The 20,049-nt window shown below is 60.1% G+C and carries 16 protein-coding genes; 9 read left to right on the forward strand and 7 right to left on the reverse strand.

Annotation, left to right across the window (positions count from 1 at the left end; translation table 11 throughout):
- The first annotated feature begins 7 nt into the window (after positions 1-7).
- From FFH21_RS04270 to FFH21_RS04280, 3 genes are read left to right on the forward strand one after another with little or no spacing between them, the layout of a single operon-like run.
- A complete protein-coding gene (locus FFH21_RS04270; protein WP_011167738.1) occupies positions 8-1,042 on the forward strand; it encodes a TerC/Alx family metal homeostasis membrane protein in 1,035 nt (344 codons plus the stop codon).
- Between the two features lie 27 nt (positions 1,043-1,069).
- On the forward strand, positions 1,070-1,645 hold the full coding sequence (locus tag FFH21_RS04275; RefSeq protein ID WP_002552038.1) for a TerD family protein: 576 nt from the start codon (positions 1,070-1,072) through the stop codon (positions 1,643-1,645).
- Positions 1,646-1,682: 37 nt separating this feature from the next.
- Positions 1,683-2,261, forward strand: a complete 579-nt coding sequence (locus FFH21_RS04280; protein ID WP_002552039.1) for a TerD family protein — start codon at positions 1,683-1,685, stop codon at positions 2,259-2,261.
- A gap of 306 nt (positions 2,262-2,567) precedes the next feature.
- Here the strand turns inward: FFH21_RS04280 and FFH21_RS04290 are convergent, their stop codons facing one another.
- Genes FFH21_RS04290 through nadC form a run of 3 tightly spaced genes read right to left on the reverse strand, consistent with a single transcriptional unit; the run spans position 2,568 to position 5,852 of the window.
- Complete coding sequence (locus tag FFH21_RS04290; RefSeq protein ID WP_011167739.1) at positions 2,568-3,809, reverse strand: VWA domain-containing protein; 1,242 nt, start codon at positions 3,807-3,809, stop codon at positions 2,568-2,570.
- A 60-nt stretch (positions 3,810-3,869) separates the two neighbouring features.
- Complete coding sequence (locus FFH21_RS04295) at positions 3,870-4,946, reverse strand: TIGR00266 family protein (RefSeq protein ID WP_004667371.1); 1,077 nt, start codon at positions 4,944-4,946, stop codon at positions 3,870-3,872.
- A 57-nt stretch (positions 4,947-5,003) separates the two neighbouring features.
- Positions 5,004-5,852 carry a carboxylating nicotinate-nucleotide diphosphorylase gene (gene nadC / locus FFH21_RS04300; protein WP_011167741.1) on the reverse strand — a complete coding sequence of 283 codons (849 nt, stop codon included), beginning with the start codon at positions 5,850-5,852 and terminating at the stop codon, positions 5,004-5,006.
- A gap of 351 nt (positions 5,853-6,203) precedes the next feature.
- Here nadC and FFH21_RS04305 point away from each other — a divergent pair, with 351 nt between their 5' ends.
- The 3 genes from FFH21_RS04305 (at position 6,204) to ampE (ending at position 10,041) form a co-directional block, all read left to right on the forward strand.
- Positions 6,204-8,459: a DUF1631 domain-containing protein gene (locus FFH21_RS04305; protein WP_011167742.1), complete on the forward strand. Its 2,256-nt coding sequence runs from the start codon at positions 6,204-6,206 to the stop codon at positions 8,457-8,459.
- A gap of 181 nt (positions 8,460-8,640) precedes the next feature.
- Positions 8,641-9,189: a 1,6-anhydro-N-acetylmuramyl-L-alanine amidase AmpD gene (ampD, locus tag FFH21_RS04310; RefSeq protein ID WP_011167743.1), complete on the forward strand. Its 549-nt coding sequence runs from the start codon at positions 8,641-8,643 to the stop codon at positions 9,187-9,189.
- 15 nt (positions 9,190-9,204) lie between these two features.
- Positions 9,205-10,041, forward strand: a complete 837-nt coding sequence (gene ampE / locus FFH21_RS04315) for a regulatory signaling modulator protein AmpE (RefSeq protein WP_011167744.1) — start codon at positions 9,205-9,207, stop codon at positions 10,039-10,041.
- Between the two features lie 34 nt (positions 10,042-10,075).
- Here ampE and FFH21_RS04320 read toward each other — a convergent pair whose 3' ends face one another.
- A complete protein-coding gene (locus tag FFH21_RS04320) occupies positions 10,076-10,876 on the reverse strand; it encodes a TatD family hydrolase (protein WP_041924444.1) in 801 nt (266 codons plus the stop codon).
- Entirely contained in the window at positions 10,873-11,868 is a 996-nt protein-coding gene (gene cra, locus FFH21_RS04325) for a catabolite repressor/activator (RefSeq protein ID WP_004658635.1), read from the reverse strand. Before cra ends, FFH21_RS04320 begins: the two co-directional genes overlap by 4 nt.
- A gap of 354 nt (positions 11,869-12,222) precedes the next feature.
- Here cra and ptsP point away from each other — a divergent pair, with 354 nt between their 5' ends.
- Genes ptsP through FFH21_RS04340 form a run of 3 tightly spaced genes read left to right on the forward strand, consistent with a single transcriptional unit; the run spans position 12,223 to position 17,786 of the window.
- On the forward strand, positions 12,223-15,090 hold the full coding sequence (ptsP, locus tag FFH21_RS04330; RefSeq protein ID WP_011167746.1) for a phosphoenolpyruvate--protein phosphotransferase: 2,868 nt from the start codon (positions 12,223-12,225) through the stop codon (positions 15,088-15,090).
- Complete coding sequence (pfkB, locus tag FFH21_RS04335; protein ID WP_002552049.1) at positions 15,090-16,031, forward strand: 1-phosphofructokinase; 942 nt, start codon at positions 15,090-15,092, stop codon at positions 16,029-16,031. Before ptsP ends, pfkB begins: the two co-directional genes overlap by 1 nt.
- Positions 16,032-16,043: 12 nt before the next feature.
- Entirely contained in the window at positions 16,044-17,786 is a 1,743-nt protein-coding gene (locus FFH21_RS04340) for a PTS fructose-like transporter subunit IIB (RefSeq protein ID WP_011167747.1), read from the forward strand.
- Between the two features lie 18 nt (positions 17,787-17,804).
- Here the strand turns inward: FFH21_RS04340 and FFH21_RS04345 are convergent, their stop codons facing one another.
- Positions 17,805-18,983: an acetyl-CoA C-acetyltransferase gene (locus FFH21_RS04345; RefSeq protein WP_011167748.1), complete on the reverse strand. Its 1,179-nt coding sequence runs from the start codon at positions 18,981-18,983 to the stop codon at positions 17,805-17,807.
- A gap of 96 nt (positions 18,984-19,079) precedes the next feature.
- Positions 19,080-19,949: an oxygenase MpaB family protein gene (locus FFH21_RS04350; RefSeq protein ID WP_011167749.1), complete on the reverse strand. Its 870-nt coding sequence runs from the start codon at positions 19,947-19,949 to the stop codon at positions 19,080-19,082.
- Positions 19,950-20,049: the final 100 nt, after the last annotated feature.

A 20,049-nucleotide genomic window follows, 5' to 3' on the forward strand; every position in this document is an offset into this window, starting at 1 on the left:
CAGTTAAATGGAAAGCACCTCTCTAGGCTTCCCTCCACTCACGATGGCGGTTTTCGTCGGCCTGGCCATTACGGCCATGGCTATCGACATGTTCTCCCACCGGGGAAACAAGCCGATCACCCTCGCGCAAGCCTCGGCGTGGTCGATTTTCTGGGTCGCCATTTCGCTGGCTTTTGCCGGTTTCCTGTATGTGCAGCACGGCTCCGAAGTCGCCACGCTGTTCGTTACCGGCTACGCGCTGGAAAAAGTGCTGAGCGTCGACAACCTGTTCGTGTTCATGGCCTTGTTCTCCTGGTTCAAGATCCCGGATGGCCTGCGCCACCGCGTTCTGTACTGGGGCATCATCGGTGCCATCGTCTTCCGCGGCATCTTCGTCGCCATCGGTACAGGCCTGCTGGCTCTGGGGCCGTGGGTCGAAGTGGTGTTTGCGGTCATCGTTGCCTGGACCGCCATCATGATGCTCAGAGCGGGTGATGACGACGATGAAGAAGTCGACTACTCGCAACACATGGCGTATCGCTTCGCCAAGAAGCTGTTCCCGGTATGGCCGAAGCTGCACGGCAGCAACTTCTTCGTCCGTCGCTCGGTACTGGAAGAAGAAGTCAAAAAAACGGAAAACGCCGGTATCACCCTGGCCGCCAAGGGCGCTCTGTTCGCGACCCCATTGTTCCTGTGTCTGGTTGTGGCTGAAATCTCCGACGTGCTGTTCGCGTTCGACTCCGTGCCGGCAATCATTGCAGTGAGCCGCGAGCCGCTGATCGTGTTCTCGGCCATGCTGTTCGCGATTCTTGGTCTGCGTACCCTGTACTTCGTTCTTGAAGCCCTCAAGCGCTATCTGGTGCATCTGGAGAAAGCGGTTATCGCCTTGCTGTTCTTCATCGCCATCAAACTGGGCCTCAACGCAACCAACCACCTGTTCCACCACGGTTACGAGATCAGCGCCAATACCAGCCTGCTGGTTGTGGTCGTCGTGTTGATCATCGGTATCGTTGCAAGCCTGCTCTTCCCGGGTAAAGAAGAATCCGCTGAAGAAAAAGCGTAAACACTGGATAAAGGAGATAACCGAATCATGGCTTTGACTCTGCAAAAAGGTGGCAACCTTTCGCTGTCGAAAACCGACCCTACCCTGACCAATGTACTGATTGGCCTGGGCTGGGATCCGCGTGCCACTGACGGCCAGGAATTTGACCTGGACGCCAGCGCATTTCTGCTGGGCGCCAATGGCAAGGTCCGCAGTGAAGCTGACTTCATTTTCTACAACCAGCTCAAGAGCGCCGATGGTTCCGTCGAACACACCGGTGACAACCGTACCGGTGCTGGTGATGGCGATGACGAAGTGCTCAAGGTCAATCTGACCAGCGTTCCTGCTGACGTGGACAAGATCGTCTTCGTTGTGACCATTCACGACGCTGACAGCCGCAAGCAGAACTTCGGTCAGGTGGGCGGCTCGTTTATCCGTGTGCTGAATGAAAAATCCAGCTCGGAAATCGTTCGCTACGACCTGGCGGAAGACGCCTCGACTGAAACCGCGATGATCTTCGCCGAGCTGTATCGCAACAATGGCGAGTGGAAGTTCCGCGCAGTGGGTAGCGGCTTCGCCGGTGGCCTGAAAGCTGTGGCCAACTCTTTCGGCATGAATTTCTGATTCGCGCCTAACCATTTTTCCAGAAAGGATTACGAACATGGCAGTAAGTCTGAGTAAAGGCGGTAACGTTTCGCTGTCGAAAGAGGCTCCGGGCCTGACAGAAATCACCGTGGGCCTGGGCTGGGATCCACGTGTTACCGATGGCACCGAGTTCGACCTGGACGCATCGGTCTTCATCGTTGGTGAAAGTGGCAAGGTGTTGGATGACAACAGCTTCATTTTCTACAACAACAAGAAATCGGCCGATGGTTCGGTCGAGCACCTTGGCGATAACCGTTCCGGCGCTGGCGATGGTGATGACGAGTCGGTAAACGTCAAACTCACCGGTCTGGCTGCTGCGGTCAAGAAGCTGGTTTTTGCGGTCACTATCCACTCGGCTGAAGAGCGCAAGCAGAGCTTTGGTCAGGTGTCCAACGCTTACATCCGCGTTGTGAACAAGGCTGATGGCAAGGAAATCGCTCGTTACGACCTGTCGGAAGACGCGTCGACCGAAACTGCGATGATCTTCGGCGAGCTGTACCGTAATGGCGACGAGTTCAAGTTCAAGGCCATCGGCCAAGGCTTTGCAGGCGGCCTGAAGCCGTTGGCAGAAGCGCACGGCGTGGCAATCGGCTAAACCCCGAGCAGCGCACGATAAAAACCCCCGTCAGCAATGGCGGGGGTTTTTTATTGGGGCTGGTTACGAGGCTACCGTTGCGCACGCTCCAGCGTGGGAATGCAGTTCTCGACGCTCTGCGTCGCAAAGAGGACGCAGAGCGTCCGGAACGGCATGCGACGCGGAGCGTCGCACGATAGTTGAGATAGTTGAGATAGTTGAGATAGTTGAGATAGTTGAGATAGTTGAGATTGTCGTTCCGCAGGCTCCGGCTGGGAAAGCAGTTCTCGACGCTCTGCGTTGTACGATAGTTGAGAGCTCGATGCGTTACAAAATCCCTGCACCCTTTGCCGCTTTCAGCCAGTCGGGAAACTCTTCCATCAGCAGGTCATAAAGTTTTTCTTCCGGGATCTCGTCCAGCCGGTCGAGGGCGAAGAAGTTGCAGTTGTCGACAACGCGACCGCCCATGTCATCAAGTTTTTCCAGAATGCCGTAACCGCGTCCGCCAAGGCCGACGAACTGCCAGAAGATCGGCAGCTTCGCCGCTTCGGTCATCAACCTGGTAATTTCGCGATCCTGATGCACGCCGCCGTCGCTGATGAACAGGATGTAGATCGGAGTCTTGTCACCGGACTTCTTGTAGTAGTCGATGACCATGCGCATTGCCTTGGGCTCATCGTTGATGCGTGCGCCCAGTTCCCAGTCTTTCCAGCCGCCATGGTCGGTTCTGATGAAGTTCTGGAAGTTGCTCAGCGTCACCGCATTCAACTGCTGTGGCTTCGCCCCGAAAGCCCAGCAGTCCAGTGCGCCGTCGTCGTCGAAATGGACAGCAAGCGGAATCAGGCGATCTACCACTTCCTGAACATGACCGCGGGTGTACTGCGGATTCATCGAACCGGACGCATCCAGTACCAGACCAACCCTGGCCTTGGTATCGGTCAGTCTGGCTTTTTCCAGGCTGACCTGAGCCTTCTTGGCCAGGCTTATCAATTGCGGCGCGGCGTCAGCGATTTTCTTTTCCAGCGAAATACGCGGGGGTGCTGCTGGCGCGGGTGCTGGAGCATCAGCCACCTCGCCGCCGAAATGCACCACCAGCGCGTCCAGCCCGGCGTTATAGCCCTGCAGATTTGAGGCGATGCGCCACTCGCCGTTCTTGCGATAGATGTCGGCAACCATGATGGCTTTTTCGGCGGTGAAGGTTGCGCCGGAGAACTCGCCGCGAGCCACTTCGCGGCCCTGACTCTGGATGCTGAAATGGCTCGCCTGAATCTCGCTCATGGTGCCCGCGCCATCGATGGACGCAGTAAATACCAATCGCTCTATCAAGGCAGGCAAGCCCGCGAGCGATAGCTGAAAACTCCCGCCATTGACCTGTTTGACGCTGTTGCAGGGGCTGCTCGGCTGATTGAAGAAAACCATGTAGCGGTCGTCCGACAGCTTGCCGTTGGCATCGACGCCGAAGCAGACGTAATCAATGACCTGTGCGGACTTGATGGCAATCGACAGGGTGAGATCAGAGCCCTGAATCAGGCTGGACAGGGGAACACGTTGACCTTGAGTAATCTGCATGTCTCTTCCTTGGCAATGAGGGCGCAGCATGGCCCTCGGTCGAATGACGAAGTGCTGACGTTAACGTTCGCTTCTGCCCACCCCGGCAGGCCCTGCTGCCAGCATGCGCCCGGCCAGTCGAGAGAAAGGCAGGCTTTGCAGCCACACAGTGCCCGGCCCGGTCAGCCTAGCGAAAAACACGCCTTCGCCGCCGAACAGCATCGACTTGATGCCGCCACCAACCATGCGGATATCGTAATCGACTGTCTGCGTCATGGCCGCCAGACATCCGGTATCGACATCCAGCGATTCACCTGCCGCCAGCTCGATCTTGCGCACTGTGCCGCCCATGTGCACGAATACCCAGCCGTCGCCTTCCAGCTTTTGCAGAATGAAACCTTCGCCACCGAACAGGCCAGTGAGGATTTTTTTCTGAAACTGGATACCAATGGATACACCTTTGGCACCGGCCAGAAAGCTGTCCTTCTGGCAGATCAGTTTGCCGCCGAAATCCCGCAGGTTCAGTGGCAGGATGGTGCCGGGGTAGGGCGCTGCAAACGCCACGCGCCCCTTGCCCGAACCCTGTTGCGAAAACACCGTGGTGAACAGGCTTTCGCCGGTCAGCATGCGTTTGCCTGCACCGAACAGCGAGCCCAGCAGCCCTGAAGACTGGTTGCTGCCGTCGCCGAAGATGGTTTCCATCTGCACGTCGCAGGTCTTGTACATCATCGCCCCGGCTTCGGCGACGGCGCTTTCGCCGGGATCAAGCTCCAGCTCGACAAATTGTGTTTCCGCACCGTACAGCTTGAAGTCCACGCCATCGGTGGTCTGCGCCAGGCCATAGCCGCCCGAGGCGTTCGGGTCTGGCGTGAATGAGGGACGCTTGGCAGGAGGTGCAGGTGCCGCAGGTGTGGATGCCGCCTGTGCGGGCAGCCCGGACGGCTTCGGCTGGATCATGTCTGGCGTCGGGTCCGGGAAGGGCGTCACGCCGTCCTTCTTCATGGCGCGCACCTGCGCCACCTGATAGATCGGTTGCCAGTCCGGCATGCCCTGTTTCCAGCACCATGCGCCGGGTGACTCACGGGCAATCAGCCGTGCAGCGTCCGCATCCATCGGGCCAAGCTGTCGGCCCGCATTCATCACAAACCATTGTTCCAAAGCGTCTACTCCCGAGCGAATCGTGACAGTCGTTTGTGCGCGCGTTTTTGCGCGATATCAGAGGCTCAGGCGCATGGACAGGTCCACGGCCTTCACGTCCTTGGTCATCGCACCAATGGAAATGTAATCCACACCGGTCTCGGCAATCACCCGCAGGGTGTCGTCATTGATGCCGCCGCTGGCTTCCAGACGGGCGCGGCCTGCGGTGAGACGCACGGCTTCGCGCATGTCCTCGAGGCTGAGTTCATCGAGCATGATGATATCGGCGCCTGCGTCCAGCGCCTGCTTGAGTTCACTCAGGCTTTCCACCTCGACTTCCACAGGCTTGCCCGGCGCAATCCGGTGGGCTGCCTCTACTGCCTGGGCAATGCCGCCACAGGCTGCGATATGGTTTTCCTTGATCAGAAACGCGTCGTATAGACCGATGCGATGGTTATGACAGCCACCGCAGGTGACGGCGTATTTTTGCGCCAGGCGCAGGCCCGGCAGTGTCTTGCGGGTGTCCAGCAATTTGACCTGGGTGCCCGAGACCATGTCTGCGAAGTACTGTGCACGCGTGGCCACACCCGAGAGCATCTGCAGAAAATTAAGCGCGCTGCGTTCGCCGGTTAGCAGCGAGCGAGCCGGACCTTCCAGGTGAAACAGCGCCTGATTCGGGCTGACCCGGTCGCCATCGGTCACCTGCCAGTGCACCGCCACGCGAGGGTCCAGTTGGCGGAAGACCGTATCGACCCATGCGGTGCCGGCGATCACCGCTGCATCGCGGGAAATGATGGTGGCCTTGGCCAGCCGTTCCGCCGGAATCAATTGGGCGGTGATATCGCCGCTGCCGACATCCTCAAACAATGCGCGGCGCACATTGGCTTCGATCTCGGCGGTCAGGTCGGCAATTCGTAAATTCGGCATAGCGGGCTCCAGTAGCAAAGTCGTCCGAGTATAAGGCACCGCACACCGCTAACCCACCTGCGGCGATGCTCCGGTGCAGCCTTGAGAACATGCAGTTGGTCGGTTTGGCAAATTCGTTTGCGATGGAAAGCGAATATCGCGGTCTATCGCAGCATATGAGTGCCTTGTCACAGTTCCAACGACAACCATAGAAGTGTCACTGGCGTTGATGACAAGTTTTGAAAGATAATCCGACTTGTAATTGACGTCATGACTTTGACGTTTTGCAAGGCCAAGCGGGTCGCTTCACAGTGCGAGGGTAGCAAGCCACGTTTGTGATGGGGTTCAGGTTGTTTCCTGTCAGGGGGTGTAATGCCGAACGACGAAAAAGTAGTGCCGTTGAGCAAACTGCTCCCCGCGCAGGGGGCCGGTACTCCTTTGGCCCGATTACCTGTTGTGTTGTTGCAGGTCCGCGACAAGGCGGCCCAGCAGCTCAAGGATGCGTTGCAGGCGCTGTTCGACAACGCCGACGATACGCTGTTCGAAATGGCTGACCGCGCCCGCAGCCATACTGATCAGAACATCTTCTTTGAAGCGATGCGCGACCTGCGCCTCAAGCGCAAAAGCATCGAGCGTGGCTTCCTCGACAAGTTTTATGAGTCTTTTCTGGCTTTGGGCCAGTATCAGATTCACGAGCCCGTGCTGCCCACCGCCGTGTCGTTCGATAAGCTGGCGCTGGTGCATAACGATGATCTCGAGAAGACTGTGGCGGTGGATGCCATGGTCAGCAAGGTCATGAGCCGCGACAGCCTCGCGCTGGGCCAGCTCACTGCCCGCCTGAATGTTCTGATTCCGCAAACCATCGCCGAGGATGCCAACCCGTTGGGTCCGGCAATGCTGTGCCGGTTTTTCCTGGATGCAGGACGTAGCCTTGGCGTCGAGATCAAGGTCAAGCTGATCATTCTCAAACTGTTCGAGAAATACGTCCTGGCCAATACTGACCACCTTTACAGTGAAGCCAATCAACTGCTGATTGCCACGGGTGTGTTGCCGGACATGAAAGCACTGCCGGCCCGTCGATCGTCTGATCGGGCGGCTCCCAGGAATCGCGTCTCCGAGATGTCTGATCCTGCGCTGAATGAGGCCGCCGACAAGCTCGACAAGGGTGTGCAGGAGGTTTTTTCTGCACTGCAGGAGTTGTTGCTGCAGGTTCGTGGCAACCTCGCTCCGCGTCATGAGCCCAATGCCGAGGTTCGGCCGATTTCCAGCCGGGACCTGCTGCGCCTGCTTTCTCACCTGCAGCAGTACGTCCCGTCTCAAGACACCGCAGACGATTTTGACCTGCGCAATCAGCTGGAACAGTTGCTGACCCGAGTCAACGTCAAAACCGGCAAATCCAGGATTGTTGGCGGCGGCGACGAGGATGTGATCAACCTGATTGCCATGCTCTTCGAGTTCATCCTTGATGATCGCAACCTGACGCCTTCATTGCGTGCGCTGATCGGGCGCTTGCAGATCCCGATGCTCAAAGTGGCGGTGCTCGATAAAAGCTTTTTCAGTCGCGGCAGCCATCCGGCCCGCCGCCTGCTCAACGAAATTGCCACTGCCGCGCTGGGTTGGGGCAGCCGTGATGACTATCAGCGCGACTCGCTTTATCAGCGCGTCGAGCAGATCGTGCAGCGCCTGCTCAATGACTTTGTCGATGATCCGGCAATCTTCTCTGAATTGCTGGCGGATTTTCTGGCGTTCACCAGTGACGAACGTCGTCGCAGTGAGCTGCTTGAACAGCGCACCCGCGATGCCGAAGAGGGGCGCGCGCGTGCCGAACTGGCACGGCAGCAGGTGCAGCATGAGTTGAATCAGCGCCTGCTGGGCCGCACATTGCCGGAGGTGGTTGTGCGTCTGCTGCAGGAGGCCTGGAGCAAGGTGCTTCTGCTAACCTGCCTAAAGCATGGCGAAGAGTCCAGCGAATGGCAGGCCGGACTGGCAACCATGGATGAGCTGATCTGGAGCGTCGAACAACATGACGACCCCCAGGCGCTGCAGCGCTTGCTCGATCTGGTGCCCGGGCTGCTCAAGTCCCTGCGCGATGGCCTGACCAGCGCTGCGTTCGACCCGTTTGCCACCAGTGAATTCTTCAGCCAGCTGGAATCGCTGCATGTTCAGGCGTTTCAGCACTTCTCGCGCTTGCAGGAAGGCGGTGAGGATGCCCAAGGTGGTGAAACGTCGTTGACAGGCGCACAGCTCTTTGAAGGCCCATCGATGATGGCCGTTGTTGAGGAAATCGTTCTGGTCACACCCGAAGAGCGGATGCTCAATGAGCCAACTGTGCAGCTGCCTGCCGACGATGCCGGCCTGCAGATGGTCGACAAGTTGCGCGTCGGTTGCTGGGTCGAGATTCAGGAAGATGAAGAGCACAAGCTGCGCTGCAAACTGACCGCGATTGTCGAGCCGACCGGGCGCTATGTGTTCGTCAACCGAACCGGCATGAAGGTCCTGGAAAAGACCCGTACCGGTCTTGCCATCGAGTTTCGGCGCGGTGCCGTGCGGATTCTCGATGATGCGCTGCTGTTCGACCGGGCACTGGAATCGGTCATCAGCAACCTGCGCAAGCTCAAGGGTGCCTGATCGTGATCTGATTGACCGTCTTGCCGGCGCTCCGCGTTGGCATGCAGTTCGACGATCTGCGTCACACGTCTCTGGTGTGTAGAGCGTGTTTCCTACACCGCGGGTCAACGGCTAAACCTCCACATCCATTCCTGTCGCGGGCATAATCAGCGCCACTTATCCGCCCGTTCAAGGAGCGCTCATGCAACTGGACCCCGCAAGCGGCTGGTGCGATGGCGTACAGCATTGCCCTTCACCCAACTTCAATGCGCGACCTGAGGGCGAAATCTCGCTGCTGGTCATCCACAACATCAGTCTGCCGCCTGCGCAATTCAAGACCGGCAAAGTGCAGGCTTTCTTTCAGAACCAGCTCGACAGCACCGAGCATCCCTACTTTGTGGGGATTGCCGATCTGCGCGTTTCAGCGCATTTTCTGATTGAACGTGATGGCGAGGTCATTCAGTTCGTCTCCTGTCTTGATCGCGCGTGGCACGCAGGGGTTTCCAGTTTTCAAGGGCGTGAGGGCTGTAATGACTTCTCTGTCGGCATTGAGCTGGAAGGAACTGACGAGCAGCCGTTCACCGAGGCGCAGTACGACGCTCTGATCGAGCTGACGCGTCAATTGCGTCAGGCTTTCGTGGCAATCACCCCCGAGCGCATCTGCGGTCACAGTGACATAGCGCCGGGACGCAAGACTGACCCTGGCCCCTTTTTTGACTGGGCCAGGTTCCAAGCGGCTTTGCTGGATTGATGTGAGGGACGAACAATGAGTTTTCTGGTGCTACTGCTGGCCGTTCTTGTCGAGAAGTTTTCGGCTCTGCGTCAGCGCGTTCAGCGTGACGGGCCCTGGCTGAAGGAACTGGCCAGGCTCGAAGCCAGCCCGCGGACGGCGACACGTCCCTGGGTCATGCTGGCGCTGCTGGTTCTAGTGCCTGTCCTGCTGCTGCAACTGGCGCTGACCATCATCGGCTCGGTGGCTTATGGCTGGCTGGTCCTGCCTATCCACCTGCTGGTGCTGATCTACAGCCTGGGTCGGGTTGACCTGGTCGCGGTACTCGGGCCGTTTCGTGATGCCTGCAGGCGTGGTGATACGCAGGCCGCGGTGCACGTGGCCGGGCGCGACATGGGTGTGCAGGCAGATAACGGCGAGCAATTGCTGCACGGCGTGCAGGGCTACATGCTCTGGCAGGCGTTTCAGAGTTTCTTCGCCGTGATTTTCTGGTATTTCGTGCTCGGCCCGTTAGCGGCATTGTCCTACAGGCTATTGGCGCTTGCCGCTGAACAGGGCACGACACCTGCACTGGTAGAGCGGGCAGGGCAACTGCGCCACGCCTTTGAATGGGTGCCGGTCAGGCTGCTCGCCGCAAGCTTTGCGCTGGTCGGCAACTTTGTAGCCGTGAGTCGCGTGATGTTGCACGAACTGCTCAACTGGAACATCAGCGCCGCACAGCTGATTACGCGTGTGGGTTGCGCTGCCAGCGAGGTGCCGCCGCCGGTGATCGGTCCGCAAGGTGTCACCGGTCTCGACATGCTCTGGGAGCTGCTGGTTCGTGCTGCAATTGTCTGGTACGCAGGATTTGCGTTGTGGACTCTGTTGCGCTGATTCGGCTCGGCAGTTTTGACCAAACGATTTTGACTTATGCGCTGGCCGTACGAGGCCAGCCGAACAGCTCGCAGGCATTCTCGGTGCTCGCTTGGGCCAGGCGCTCAGAGGGGATCTTCATCAGGTCGGCGAGCGCTTGGCAAATGTCAGGCAAGTGCTGCGGGCTGTTGCGCGTGTAGGGATGCATGGCAGGTGCCATGTCCGGTGAGTCGGTTTCCAGCACGACGCTGTCCAGCGGCAGCTCGGCGATGACACGATGCATGCGCAGCGCCTGGGGCCATGTCGCTGCGCCGCCAAGGCCCAGTTTGAAACCCAGCTTTATGTATTCACGCGCCTCTTCACGACTGCCTGCAAAGGCGTGAATAATGCCGCTGCGTTTGAGTTTGTGGCGTTTGAGGGCGGCAATTACGTCAGCGTGGCTGCGGCGCACATGCAGCAGGGCGGGCAGCTTGAAGTCTGATGCCAATTGCAGTTGTGCTTCAAAGAGCTCCTGCTGACGTGGCTTGTCCGGATGCTCGATGTAATAATCCAGACCGATCTCGCCCACGGCACACAGCTGCGGATGGCCTTGCAGGCGCGTCAGCCAGTCCGCCAGCTCGTTCAGGTGTTCGGCCCGGTGCTCATCGATATACACCGGATGCAGCCCGAAAGCTGCGTGCAGGGCAGGGTTTGCTTCGGTCAGCTCCCACAGCCGCTGCCAGTTGCGCTGATACACCCCAAGCACCACGATGCGCTGCACGCCGAGTGACAGGCAGCTATCCAGAACCTGGGCGCGGTCGGCATCGAAATCCGCAAAGTCCAGGTGGGTGTGGGTATCGATCAGCGTCACATTCACACCTCGTGAATACGTTGCTTGAAGGCGCGTGCAATGGCATGCACACCAGGCTGATAAGTATCCTTCTCGATAGCGGCCAGGGCTAGTCGCAGCGCCGTGTCGGCGATCAACTGATGCTGCTGGGCCATGGCATTGACGGGCAGCGGCAGGAAGTCCAGCAGTTGTGTATCGCCGAAGGTTCCCAGATGCAGTTGAGTCGATTGCAGTGCCTGACTTTGCAGCACATCGAACACGCCTTGCAGCAGCACATAGGACGTGGTGATCAGCGCATCGGGAAAATGCCCCTCACGCTGTAGCATCTCGGTCATCAAACGCTGGCCACACTGACGGCTGAACGCTTCGCCGTGCTCGATGATGGTGGCCCCGGTAAAGCCGTCGAGTGCATGTTCGAAGCCTGCGGCACGTGCGCGACTGATGCTCAGCTCAGGGCGTGCTCCGATCAGGGCGATGTGTCGCGGTCGGGTTTGCAAGAGGCTGCGAGTCAGTTGCAGGCTTGCGTCATGGTCGTCGCTGACTACCGAGCAGAAAAATTCGGGATTCATTTCCCGGTCGATGGCGATGATCGGCATGCCCTTGAGCTGCAAGTCGCGGTAGCTGTCGTCATCAGGTGGCAAGCAACTGGCGACCAGCAGTGCATCGCAACGTCGCGCACGGAAAAGCTGCAAGAGCTGCAGTTCGCTGACCGGGTCGTCATCGGAGCTGGCAATCAGCAGTTGATAGCCGAGGCTGCGTGCGCCTTGTTCAAGCAGTTTGGCGATGCGCGCATAGCTGGGGTTTTCCAGGTCCGGCAGGATGAAGCCCAGCGTTTTGCTATGACGGCTACGCAGGCCCGCCGCTTGCGGGTTGGGTCGGAAGTCGTGCTGCTCGACCACTGCCTTGACGCGTTCGACCGTTGCCGGGCTGATGCGTTGTTGTTCGGCCTTGCCATTGATCACATAACTGGCCGTAGTGACAGAAACACCTGCCAGACGTGCGATATCGCTCAGTTTCACCCCGAAATTTCCTTTAGTCAGGTAAGTGGCTCTGGACAGTCGAATTATTTTTGCTATGACGATGATCTTTACACCAGACCGTAGGAAATTCCCATGTGCTTCAAGTATTTTGGGAAGTGTCCCACAGTGATCAGCCCGACTGGGCTTCAATGAATCCCCAGAATCGAGTAACGTGCCGGGCAATTGTAGATTAAACGATTCAGCACGCCTGTTGTCTGCTGCAATCGAGATGAAAGTGATGTCCGATACGATGTCCGGACAAGCATCGCTTGCATCCCCCCAAGCTGTCGATCACGTGATCGTCATTAAAACAAGAATCAGGTGGCGCCTTGGCGCTGCACAGGAGTCAAGGCAATGCTCGAACTCACTCTGGAGCAAATATCCATGGCCCGGTCGGCTGTGGATAAAACTGCCGCACTTAAGCTGATTGCCGACCACCTGGTCGCTGATGGCCTGGTTGCCGAGGGCTACCTCACCGGGCTGATGAGCCGTGAGCAGCAGGGCTCGACCTTTCTCGGTCAGGGCATCGCCATCCCGCACGGTACTCCCGAAACCCGCGATCTGGTGGTTACCACCGGTGTGCGTCTGATGCAGTTCCCCGAAGGGGTGGACTGGGGCGACGGGCAAATGGTCTATCTGGCGATTGGTATTGCGGCCAAGTCCGATGAGCACTTGCGTCTGCTGCAACTGCTGACCCGCGCATTGGGTGAAGAGGATCTGGGCCAGGCGCTGCGCGAAGCCAGGACGCCGGAAGACCTGCTCAAACTGCTACAGGGCGCACCTCAGGAACTGGCGCTCGACGCACAGATGATCAGCCTCGGCGTGTCGGCCGACGATTTTGAAGAACTGGTCTGGCGCGGCGCACGCCTGCTGCGCAAAGCCGACTGCGTGAGCAACGGTTTCGCTGCCGTGCTGCAGCAGGTTGAAGCGTTGTCGCTGGGTGATGGCCTGTGGTGGCTGCACAGCGAGCAAACGGTCAAACGTCCTGGTCTGGCGTTCGTCACGCCGGACAAACCTATCCGCTATCTGGGCCAGCCGCTGACCGGTCTGTTCTGTCTCGCCAGTCTGGGTGAGGCGCATCAGGCGCTGCTGGAGCGTCTGTGCCTGTTGCTGATCGAAGGCCGTGGTCATGAGTTGGGCCACGCCACCAACAGTCGCGTTGTGCTGGAAGCTCTGGGCGGCGAAGTGCCTGCCGAGTGGCCGACCCAGCGCGTCCAGCTGGCCAACGCCCACGGCCTGCACGCCCGTCCGGCGAAGATACTGGCGCAACTGGCCAAGGAGTTTGACGGCGAGATCCGCATGCGCGTGCTGGAAAGCGGTGAATCTGCGGTGTCGGCCAAGAGCCTGAGCAAGCTGCTCAGCCTCGGTGCGCGCCGTGGTCAGACGCTGGAATTCATTGCCGAACCGACGATTGCCAACGACGCGTTGCCTGCCCTGATCGCCGCGGTAGAGCAGGGCCTGGGTGAAGAAGTCGAACCGTTGCCCGTTGCTTCAGAGGCTCAGGCTGCGCCAGCGCCTGCTGCTGTAGCCAAGCCGCTCAACGCCCCGGCTGCCGGCAGCGTGTTGCAGGCCGTGCCTGCTTCGCCGGGCATTGCTATCGGCCCGGCCCACGTTCAGGTGCTGCAAATCTTTGATTATCCGCAGCAGGGTGAGTCGGTGGCTGCCGAGCGCGAGCGCCTGCACAAGGCGATCGGTGAAGTCCGCAGCGACATCGAAAACCTCATTCAGCGCAGCAAGTCCAAGGCCATCCGGGAAATCTTCATCACCCACCAGGAGATGCTCGAAGACCCGGAACTGACCAACGAAGTCGAGGCGCGCCTCAACAACGACGAAAGCGCGGCTGCGGCCTGGGCCACGGTCATCGAGACCGCTGCCGTTCAGCAGGAACAACTGCAGGACGCACTGCTGGCCGAGCGTGCCGCCGACCTGCGTGATGTGGGGCGTCGCGTGCTGGCGCAGATCTGCGGCGTCGAAACCGTTGCGGCCCCGGACGAACCTTACATTCTGGTGATGGACGAAGTCGGCCCATCCGACGTAGCCCGTCTGGACCCGGCGCAGGTCGCTGGCATCCTCACCGCCCGTGGCGGCGCGACCGCGCACAGTGCCATCGTGGCGCGTGCGTTGGGCATTCCCGCACTGGTCGGTGCCGGTGACGAGGTGTTGCTGCTCAAGCCAGGCACCGTGCTGCTGCTCGACAGCCAGCGCGGGCGGCTGACCGTCGCACCTGACGAAGCAACCTTGCAGCGCGCCGCTCAGGACCGTGATGCCCGCGAAGAGCGCCTCAAGGCCGCAGCGGCAGCGCGTATGGAGCCTGCTGTGATGCGTGATGGGCATGCCGTCGAAGTGTTCGCCAATATCGGCGACAGCACCGGGACGCCAGCGGCTGTGGAGCAGGGCGCGGAAGGCGTTGGCCTGCTACGCACCGAGCTGCTGTTCATGGCGCATTCTCAGGCCCCCGATGAAGCCACGCAGGAAGCTGAATACCGTCGCGTGCTGACTGATCTGGGTGGCCGTCCGCTGGTGGTGCGTACGCTGGACGTGGGTGGCGACAAACCTTTGCCTTACTGGCCGATCGCCAAAGAAGAAAACCCGTTTCTTGGCGTACGCGGTATCCGCCTGACCCTGCAACGCCCGGATGTGATGGAAAGCCAGTTGCGCGCCCTGTTACGCGCGGCAGACAGCGGCCCGCTGCGCATCATGTTCCCAATGATCGGCACGCTTGAAGAGTGGCGTCAGGCGCGGGAAATGACCGAGCGGTTGCGCGAGGAGATTCCGGTCAGCGACCTGCAACTGGGGATCATGATCGAAGTGCCATCGGCGGCGCTGATTGCCCCGGTGCTGGCGAAGGAAGTGGACTTCTTCAGCATCGGCACCAACGACCTGACGCAGTACACAATGGCCATCGACCGCGGCCATCCGACTCTTTCGGCTCAGGCTGACGGCCTGCACCCATCGGTGCTGCAACTGATCGACATGACCGTGCGCGCTGCGCATGCCAACGGCAAATGGGTGGGCGTGTGCGGCGAGCTGGCCGCCGACCCGCTGGCGGTGCCGATTCTGGTCGGGCTGGGCGTGGATGAATTGAGTGTCTCGGCTCGCAGTATTGGCGAGGTCAAGGCGTGCGTGCGTGAGCTGACCCTGAGCAGCGCGCAACAACTGGCGCAAAATGCGCTGACGGCGGGCAGCGCCGCCGAAGTTCGTGCGCTTGTGGAGGCTGTGTAATGGCTAAGATTCTTACCCTGACCATGAACCCGGCGCTGGACCTGACTGTGCAGTTGGGCCAGTTGGAGCTGGGCCAGGTCAACCGCAGCAATGCAATGCTCACTCACGCAGCGGGCAAAGGCCTGAATGTGGCGCAGGTGCTGGCTGACCTGGGTCACGACCTGACCGTTGCCGGTTTTCTTGGTGTCGACAACCAGCAAGCGTTCGAGGCGTTGTTCGAACGTCGCAACTTTGTTGACGAGTTCGTCCGTGTGCCGGGAGAAACCCGCAGCAATATCAAGCTGGCCGAAGGCAGTGGCCGCATCACCGACCTCAACGGCCCTGGCCCGCAGGTCAGTGAAGAGGCACAGCAAGCGCTTTTCGCCCGTGTGCAACAGATTGCATCAGGTTTCGATGTTGTCGTGGTTGCTGGCAGCCTGCCGCGTGGTGTCACGCCGGAGTGGCTGCACAAACTGTTGGTGATGCTCAAGGACCTCGGTCTGAAAGTAGCGCTGGACAGCAGCGGCCTGGCCCTGCGCGCCGGTCTTACCGCCGGGCCGTGGCTGATCAAGCCCAACACCGAAGAACTGGCCGATGCGCTCGACGCACCGATCATTTCCATCGCCGCGCAAGCCGAAGTGGCTGCTCGCCTGCACACGCAGGGCATCGAGCATGTGGTGATCTCTCAGGGCTCTGAAGGCGTGCACTGGTTCAGTCCAAGTGTGGCGCTGCACTCGCTGCCGCCCAAGGTCACGGTGGCCAGCACGGTAGGTGCTGGCGATTCGCTTCTGGCCGGCATGGTGCACGGGCTGATCAGCGCTCACGAGCCACAGAAGACCTTGCGCACCGCTACGGCGATTGCCGCCATGGCAGTGACCCAGATCGGTTTCGGTATCACCGATGCCGCGCAACTCAAACGGCTTGAAGGCGGCGTCACTGTACGCAGCCTTTCAGAACAATAAGAGAGGATCGTCATGAAGTTAGCCATAGTTACGGCCTGCCCGAACGGCAAGGTCAGCAGCGTACTCAGCGCACGATTGCTCGAAGCGGCGGCATTGCGCCAGGGCTGGGAAACCAGCGTCGAAATCATCGATCCCAACAAGTCGGACCAGCAGTTGTCGGCTCAGGACATCGAAGCCGCTGACCTCGTTCTGGTGGTCAATACCGGTCCTGTGGATTTGAGCCGCTTTGTCGGCAAACGTCTGTTTCAGGATTCGCCTGCCCATGCGTTGCAGGACGTCGACGGTTTTCTGCAACGCGCCGAGCGAGAAGCGCAGGTGCATGCGACGTCTGAGGCGGTCACACCTCAAGCAGCCGATAGCTCCGGTGCGCAGCCGCGCATTGTTGCGATCACCGCCTGCCCGACCGGGGTTGCGCACACGTTCATGGCTGCCGAAGCCATCCAGCAAGCGGCCAAGCGTCTGAATTACGACCTGCAAGTCGAAACCCAGGGCTCGGTCGGCGCGCGCAATCCACTCAGCGCCAAGGCCATTGCCGAGGCTGACGTGGTGCTGCTGGCGGCAGATATCGAAGTCAATACTGATCGTTTTGCAGGCAAGAAAATCTACCGGTGTGGCACCGGGATCGCGCTCAAGCAGTCCGAAGCAACATTGAAAAAAGCCTTGGCAGAAGGCCAGGTCGAGTCCGACGAGGCTGCTGCCCAATCACCTGCCAGGCAAGAAAAGGCGGGTGTGTACAAGCACTTGCTGACCGGTGTTTCGTTCATGCTGCCGATGGTGGTGGCAGGCGGTCTGTTGATCGCCCTGTCGTTTGTGTTCGGCATTACCGCGTTCAAAGAGCAAGGCACGCTGGCGGCGGCCTTGATGCAGATCGGCGGGGAAGCTGCGTTCAAACTCATGGTGCCGTTGCTGGCCGGCTACATCGCGTATTCCATTGCTGATCGCCCGGGGCTTGCGCCTGGCATGATCGGTGGTCTGCTGGCGAGTACGCTGGGGGCCGGCTTCATTGGCGGTATCATTGCCGGTTTTCTGGCTGGTTACAGCGCTGCGGCGATCAACCGCTATGCACGCCTGCCAGCCAGCGTCGAAGCGCTCAAGCCGATTCTGATCATCCCGTTGCTGTCGAGCCTGTTCACCGGTCTGGTGATGATCTACGTGGTCGGCAAGCCGGTTGCGGGCATGCTGGAAGCGTTGACACACTTCCTCGACAGCATGGGTACCACCAACGCCATTCTGCTGGGCGTGGTGCTGGGTGCAATGATGTGCGTCGACCTTGGCGGGCCGATCAATAAGGCGTCCTATGCGTTCTCGGTCGGTCTGCTGGCGTCCCAGAGCTATGCGCCGATGGCCACTGCAATGGCTGCCGGTATGGTGCCGCCCATCGGTATGGGCATCGCCACGATTCTGGCCCGTCGCAAGTTTGCCCAGAGCGAGCGAGAGGCAGGCAAGGCGGCGTTCGTGCTGGGGCTGTGCTTTATTTCCGAAGGCGCCATTCCGTTTGCCGCCAAGGATCCGTTGCGGGTGATTCCGGCCAGTGTGGTGGGTGGCGCGCTGACCGGTGCATTGTCGATGTACTTCGGCTGCAAACTGATGGCGCCACACGGCGGCCTGTTTGTGATGCTGATCCCCAACGCCATCAACCATGCGCTGTTGTATCTGCTGGCGATTATCGCCGGTAGCGTGCTGACCGGCGTGGTCTACGCGCTGATCAAGCGTCCAGAGCCGGTGGACATGGAAGTGGCGCCCGCAGGCGCCTGATTAAGATAGTAAGCGCCCTCAGCGTGCCAGCGCGAGGGCAACCCCTTGGCCACCGCCGATGCACAGCGTGGCCAGGCCCTTCTTGGCATCGCGCCTGATCATCTCGTGCAGCAACGTCACCAGCACGCGGCAGCCCGACGCGCCAATCGGGTGGCCAAGGGCGATGGCGCCACCATTGACGTTGAGCTTTTGCGGGTCCAGCCCCAGTTCCTTGCCGACCGACAGCGACTGTGCGGCAAAGGCTTCGTTGGCTTCGATCAGATCCAGCTCGTCCAGCGTCCAGCCAGCCTTGTCCAGACAGCGCCGGGTTGCACTGACCGGGCCGATGCCCATGATGGCCGGGTCGACACCTGCGTTGGCGTATGCGGCGACGCGCGCCAGCACTGGCAGGCCCAACTGCTCGGCTTTGGCCGCGCTCATCAGCATCACGGCGGCGGCACCGTCGTTGAGCGAAGACGCATTACCAGCGGTGACGGTGCCGTCCTTCTTGAACGCAGGTTTGAGTTTGCCGAGTGTTTCGGCCGTGGTGCCCGCGCGGGGCTGTTCGTCAGTGGCGAATGATAATGGCTCGCCCTTGCGCTGAGGGATCAGGATCGGGGTGATCTCATCGACGAAGCGCCCGCCTTCAATGGCCGCAATCGCTTTTTGCTGAGACAGGGCAGCGAACTGATCCTGGGCTTCACGGCTGATGTCGTACTGCTGCGCCAGGTTCTCGGCGGTGATGCCCATGTGGTAGTCATTGAATGCATCCCACAGACCATCAGTGATCATGGTGTCGACCATGCTGGTGTGGCCCATGCGCAAACCGGTGCGTGCGCCCGGCAGTACGTAGTTGGACAGGCTCATGTTTTCCTGGCCGCCAGCAATGATGACCTCGGCATCACCGCAGCGAATCGCCTGGGTCGCCAGGTGCAGTGCCTTGAGACCCGAGCCGCAGACTTTGTTCAGGGTCATGGCCGGTACCGAGAAGGGCAGGCCCGCCTTGATGGCGGCCTGTCGCGCCGGGTTCTGGCCTGCGCCGGCGGTCAGCACCTGGCCCATGATGACTTCATCGACTTGCGCGCCGTCCACGCCGGTCTGCACCAGCAGTTGACGAATGACTGCAGCGCCAAGATCTACAGCAGCAATGGCAGCCAGAGAACCCTGAAAACTGCCGACGGCGGTACGGGTGGCGGCGACGATAACGACGTCCTGCATGGTGCTGATCCTCATTGTTATTGAGAGCTCATGGTGGCACAGATAGGCAGGCAGGTTCCAACCGTGAACCGCTCGGTCACGTTTTGCCGAAAACCTTTACGTAACGTCCATGCGGCGTCTGGCACGTTGCGCTGATCCGTCCCGTACGGCCCAACGCAAAATGGGCGCGGTGTTGTTGACGCCCAGGCGGATCATCCGGCGCTGCACGGAACCCTGGGTAATGTCGAGCATTTCGCTGGCCCAGTCCGGCAGCAAGTCGATACCGGCATGCATCATCAACACACCGAAAGGCTTGGCCAGCCAGTTGGGCGCAGGGGCATCGAGCAGCAGGCGCAGCACTTCGTGACTGCGTTCGTCACATACCAGTTGCCCGCGAATGTCTGCCAGATAATCAGCGATGGCCTGACGTGAGCGCGGAACATTACGAGCCCCGAGCCGTTCGGCAACCAGCGCTGTTTCAGCGTAGTACGCGTCCTGATCGACGAGCGACATATCCGGGTTGAGGTAGCGCAAGTGGGCTGCGAGAAAGCTGCTGACTTCGGCCACATGCACCCAGGTCAGCAAATCCGGATCGCTGGCGGCATACGGCCGGCCATCGGGCGCGGTGCCGACGATATTGAGATGAATGTTGCGCACCTTGTCGATCAGCCAGTTGGCATCTCGCGTGGAGCCGTAGGTAGTGCCGGACAGAAACTGCCCGGTGCGCCGCAGGCGGCCAAGCATGTCCTGACGAAAGTTGGAGTGGTCCCAGATGCCCGCCAGTGCCAGCGGGTGCAAAGCCTGCAGCATCAATGCGCTGATGCCGCCGACCAGCATGCTGGTGAAGTCGCCGTGTACCTTCCAGCACACTGCCTGAGGACCAAACAGACCGGGGTCGCCCTTGGGGTTCTCCAGATCCAGCTGGCCCAGGGCCAGGCCGGTAAGGCTGATGACCTGGGTTTCGATACGGGTGCGGATGAATTCCATGTCGTGCTCGTGCATCGGGGAGGGCGTGGATAAAACTGACTGAAGCTCGTTCGAAGCGCGGAGCGCTCATCGCCTGGCTGACTATCGTGCCGACGCTCCG

It is taken from the genome of Pseudomonas sp. KBS0707 (assembly GCF_005937945.2).
In the GTDB taxonomy this organism is placed as follows: Bacteria; Pseudomonadota; Gammaproteobacteria; order Pseudomonadales; family Pseudomonadaceae; genus Aquipseudomonas; species Aquipseudomonas amygdali.

Excerpts from the sequence above, each read along its gene's own strand:
- FFH21_RS04350 (WP_011167749.1), bottom strand. The coding sequence starts at position 19,949 with ATGGAATTCATCCGCACCCGTATCGAAACCCAGGTCATCAGCCTTACC.
- ampD (WP_011167743.1), top strand. The coding sequence starts at position 8,641 with ATGCAACTGGACCCCGCAAGCGGCTGGTGCGATGGCGTACAGCATTGC.
- FFH21_RS04305 (WP_011167742.1), top strand. The coding sequence starts at position 6,204 with ATGCCGAACGACGAAAAAGTAGTGCCGTTGAGCAAACTGCTCCCCGCG.
- ampE (WP_011167744.1), top strand. The coding sequence starts at position 9,205 with ATGAGTTTTCTGGTGCTACTGCTGGCCGTTCTTGTCGAGAAGTTTTCG.
- FFH21_RS04290 (WP_011167739.1), bottom strand. The coding sequence starts at position 3,809 with ATGCAGATTACTCAAGGTCAACGTGTTCCCCTGTCCAGCCTGATTCAG.
- FFH21_RS04270 (WP_011167738.1), top strand. The coding sequence starts at position 8 with ATGGAAAGCACCTCTCTAGGCTTCCCTCCACTCACGATGGCGGTTTTC.
- pfkB (WP_002552049.1), top strand. The coding sequence starts at position 15,090 with ATGGCTAAGATTCTTACCCTGACCATGAACCCGGCGCTGGACCTGACT.
- nadC (WP_011167741.1), bottom strand. The coding sequence starts at position 5,852 with ATGCCGAATTTACGAATTGCCGACCTGACCGCCGAGATCGAAGCCAAT.
- FFH21_RS04345 (WP_011167748.1), bottom strand. The coding sequence starts at position 18,983 with ATGCAGGACGTCGTTATCGTCGCCGCCACCCGTACCGCCGTCGGCAGT.
- FFH21_RS04275 (WP_002552038.1), top strand. The coding sequence starts at position 1,070 with ATGGCTTTGACTCTGCAAAAAGGTGGCAACCTTTCGCTGTCGAAAACC.
- ptsP (WP_011167746.1), top strand. The coding sequence starts at position 12,223 with ATGCTCGAACTCACTCTGGAGCAAATATCCATGGCCCGGTCGGCTGTG.
- FFH21_RS04340 (WP_011167747.1), top strand. The coding sequence starts at position 16,044 with ATGAAGTTAGCCATAGTTACGGCCTGCCCGAACGGCAAGGTCAGCAGC.
- FFH21_RS04280 (WP_002552039.1), top strand. The coding sequence starts at position 1,683 with ATGGCAGTAAGTCTGAGTAAAGGCGGTAACGTTTCGCTGTCGAAAGAG.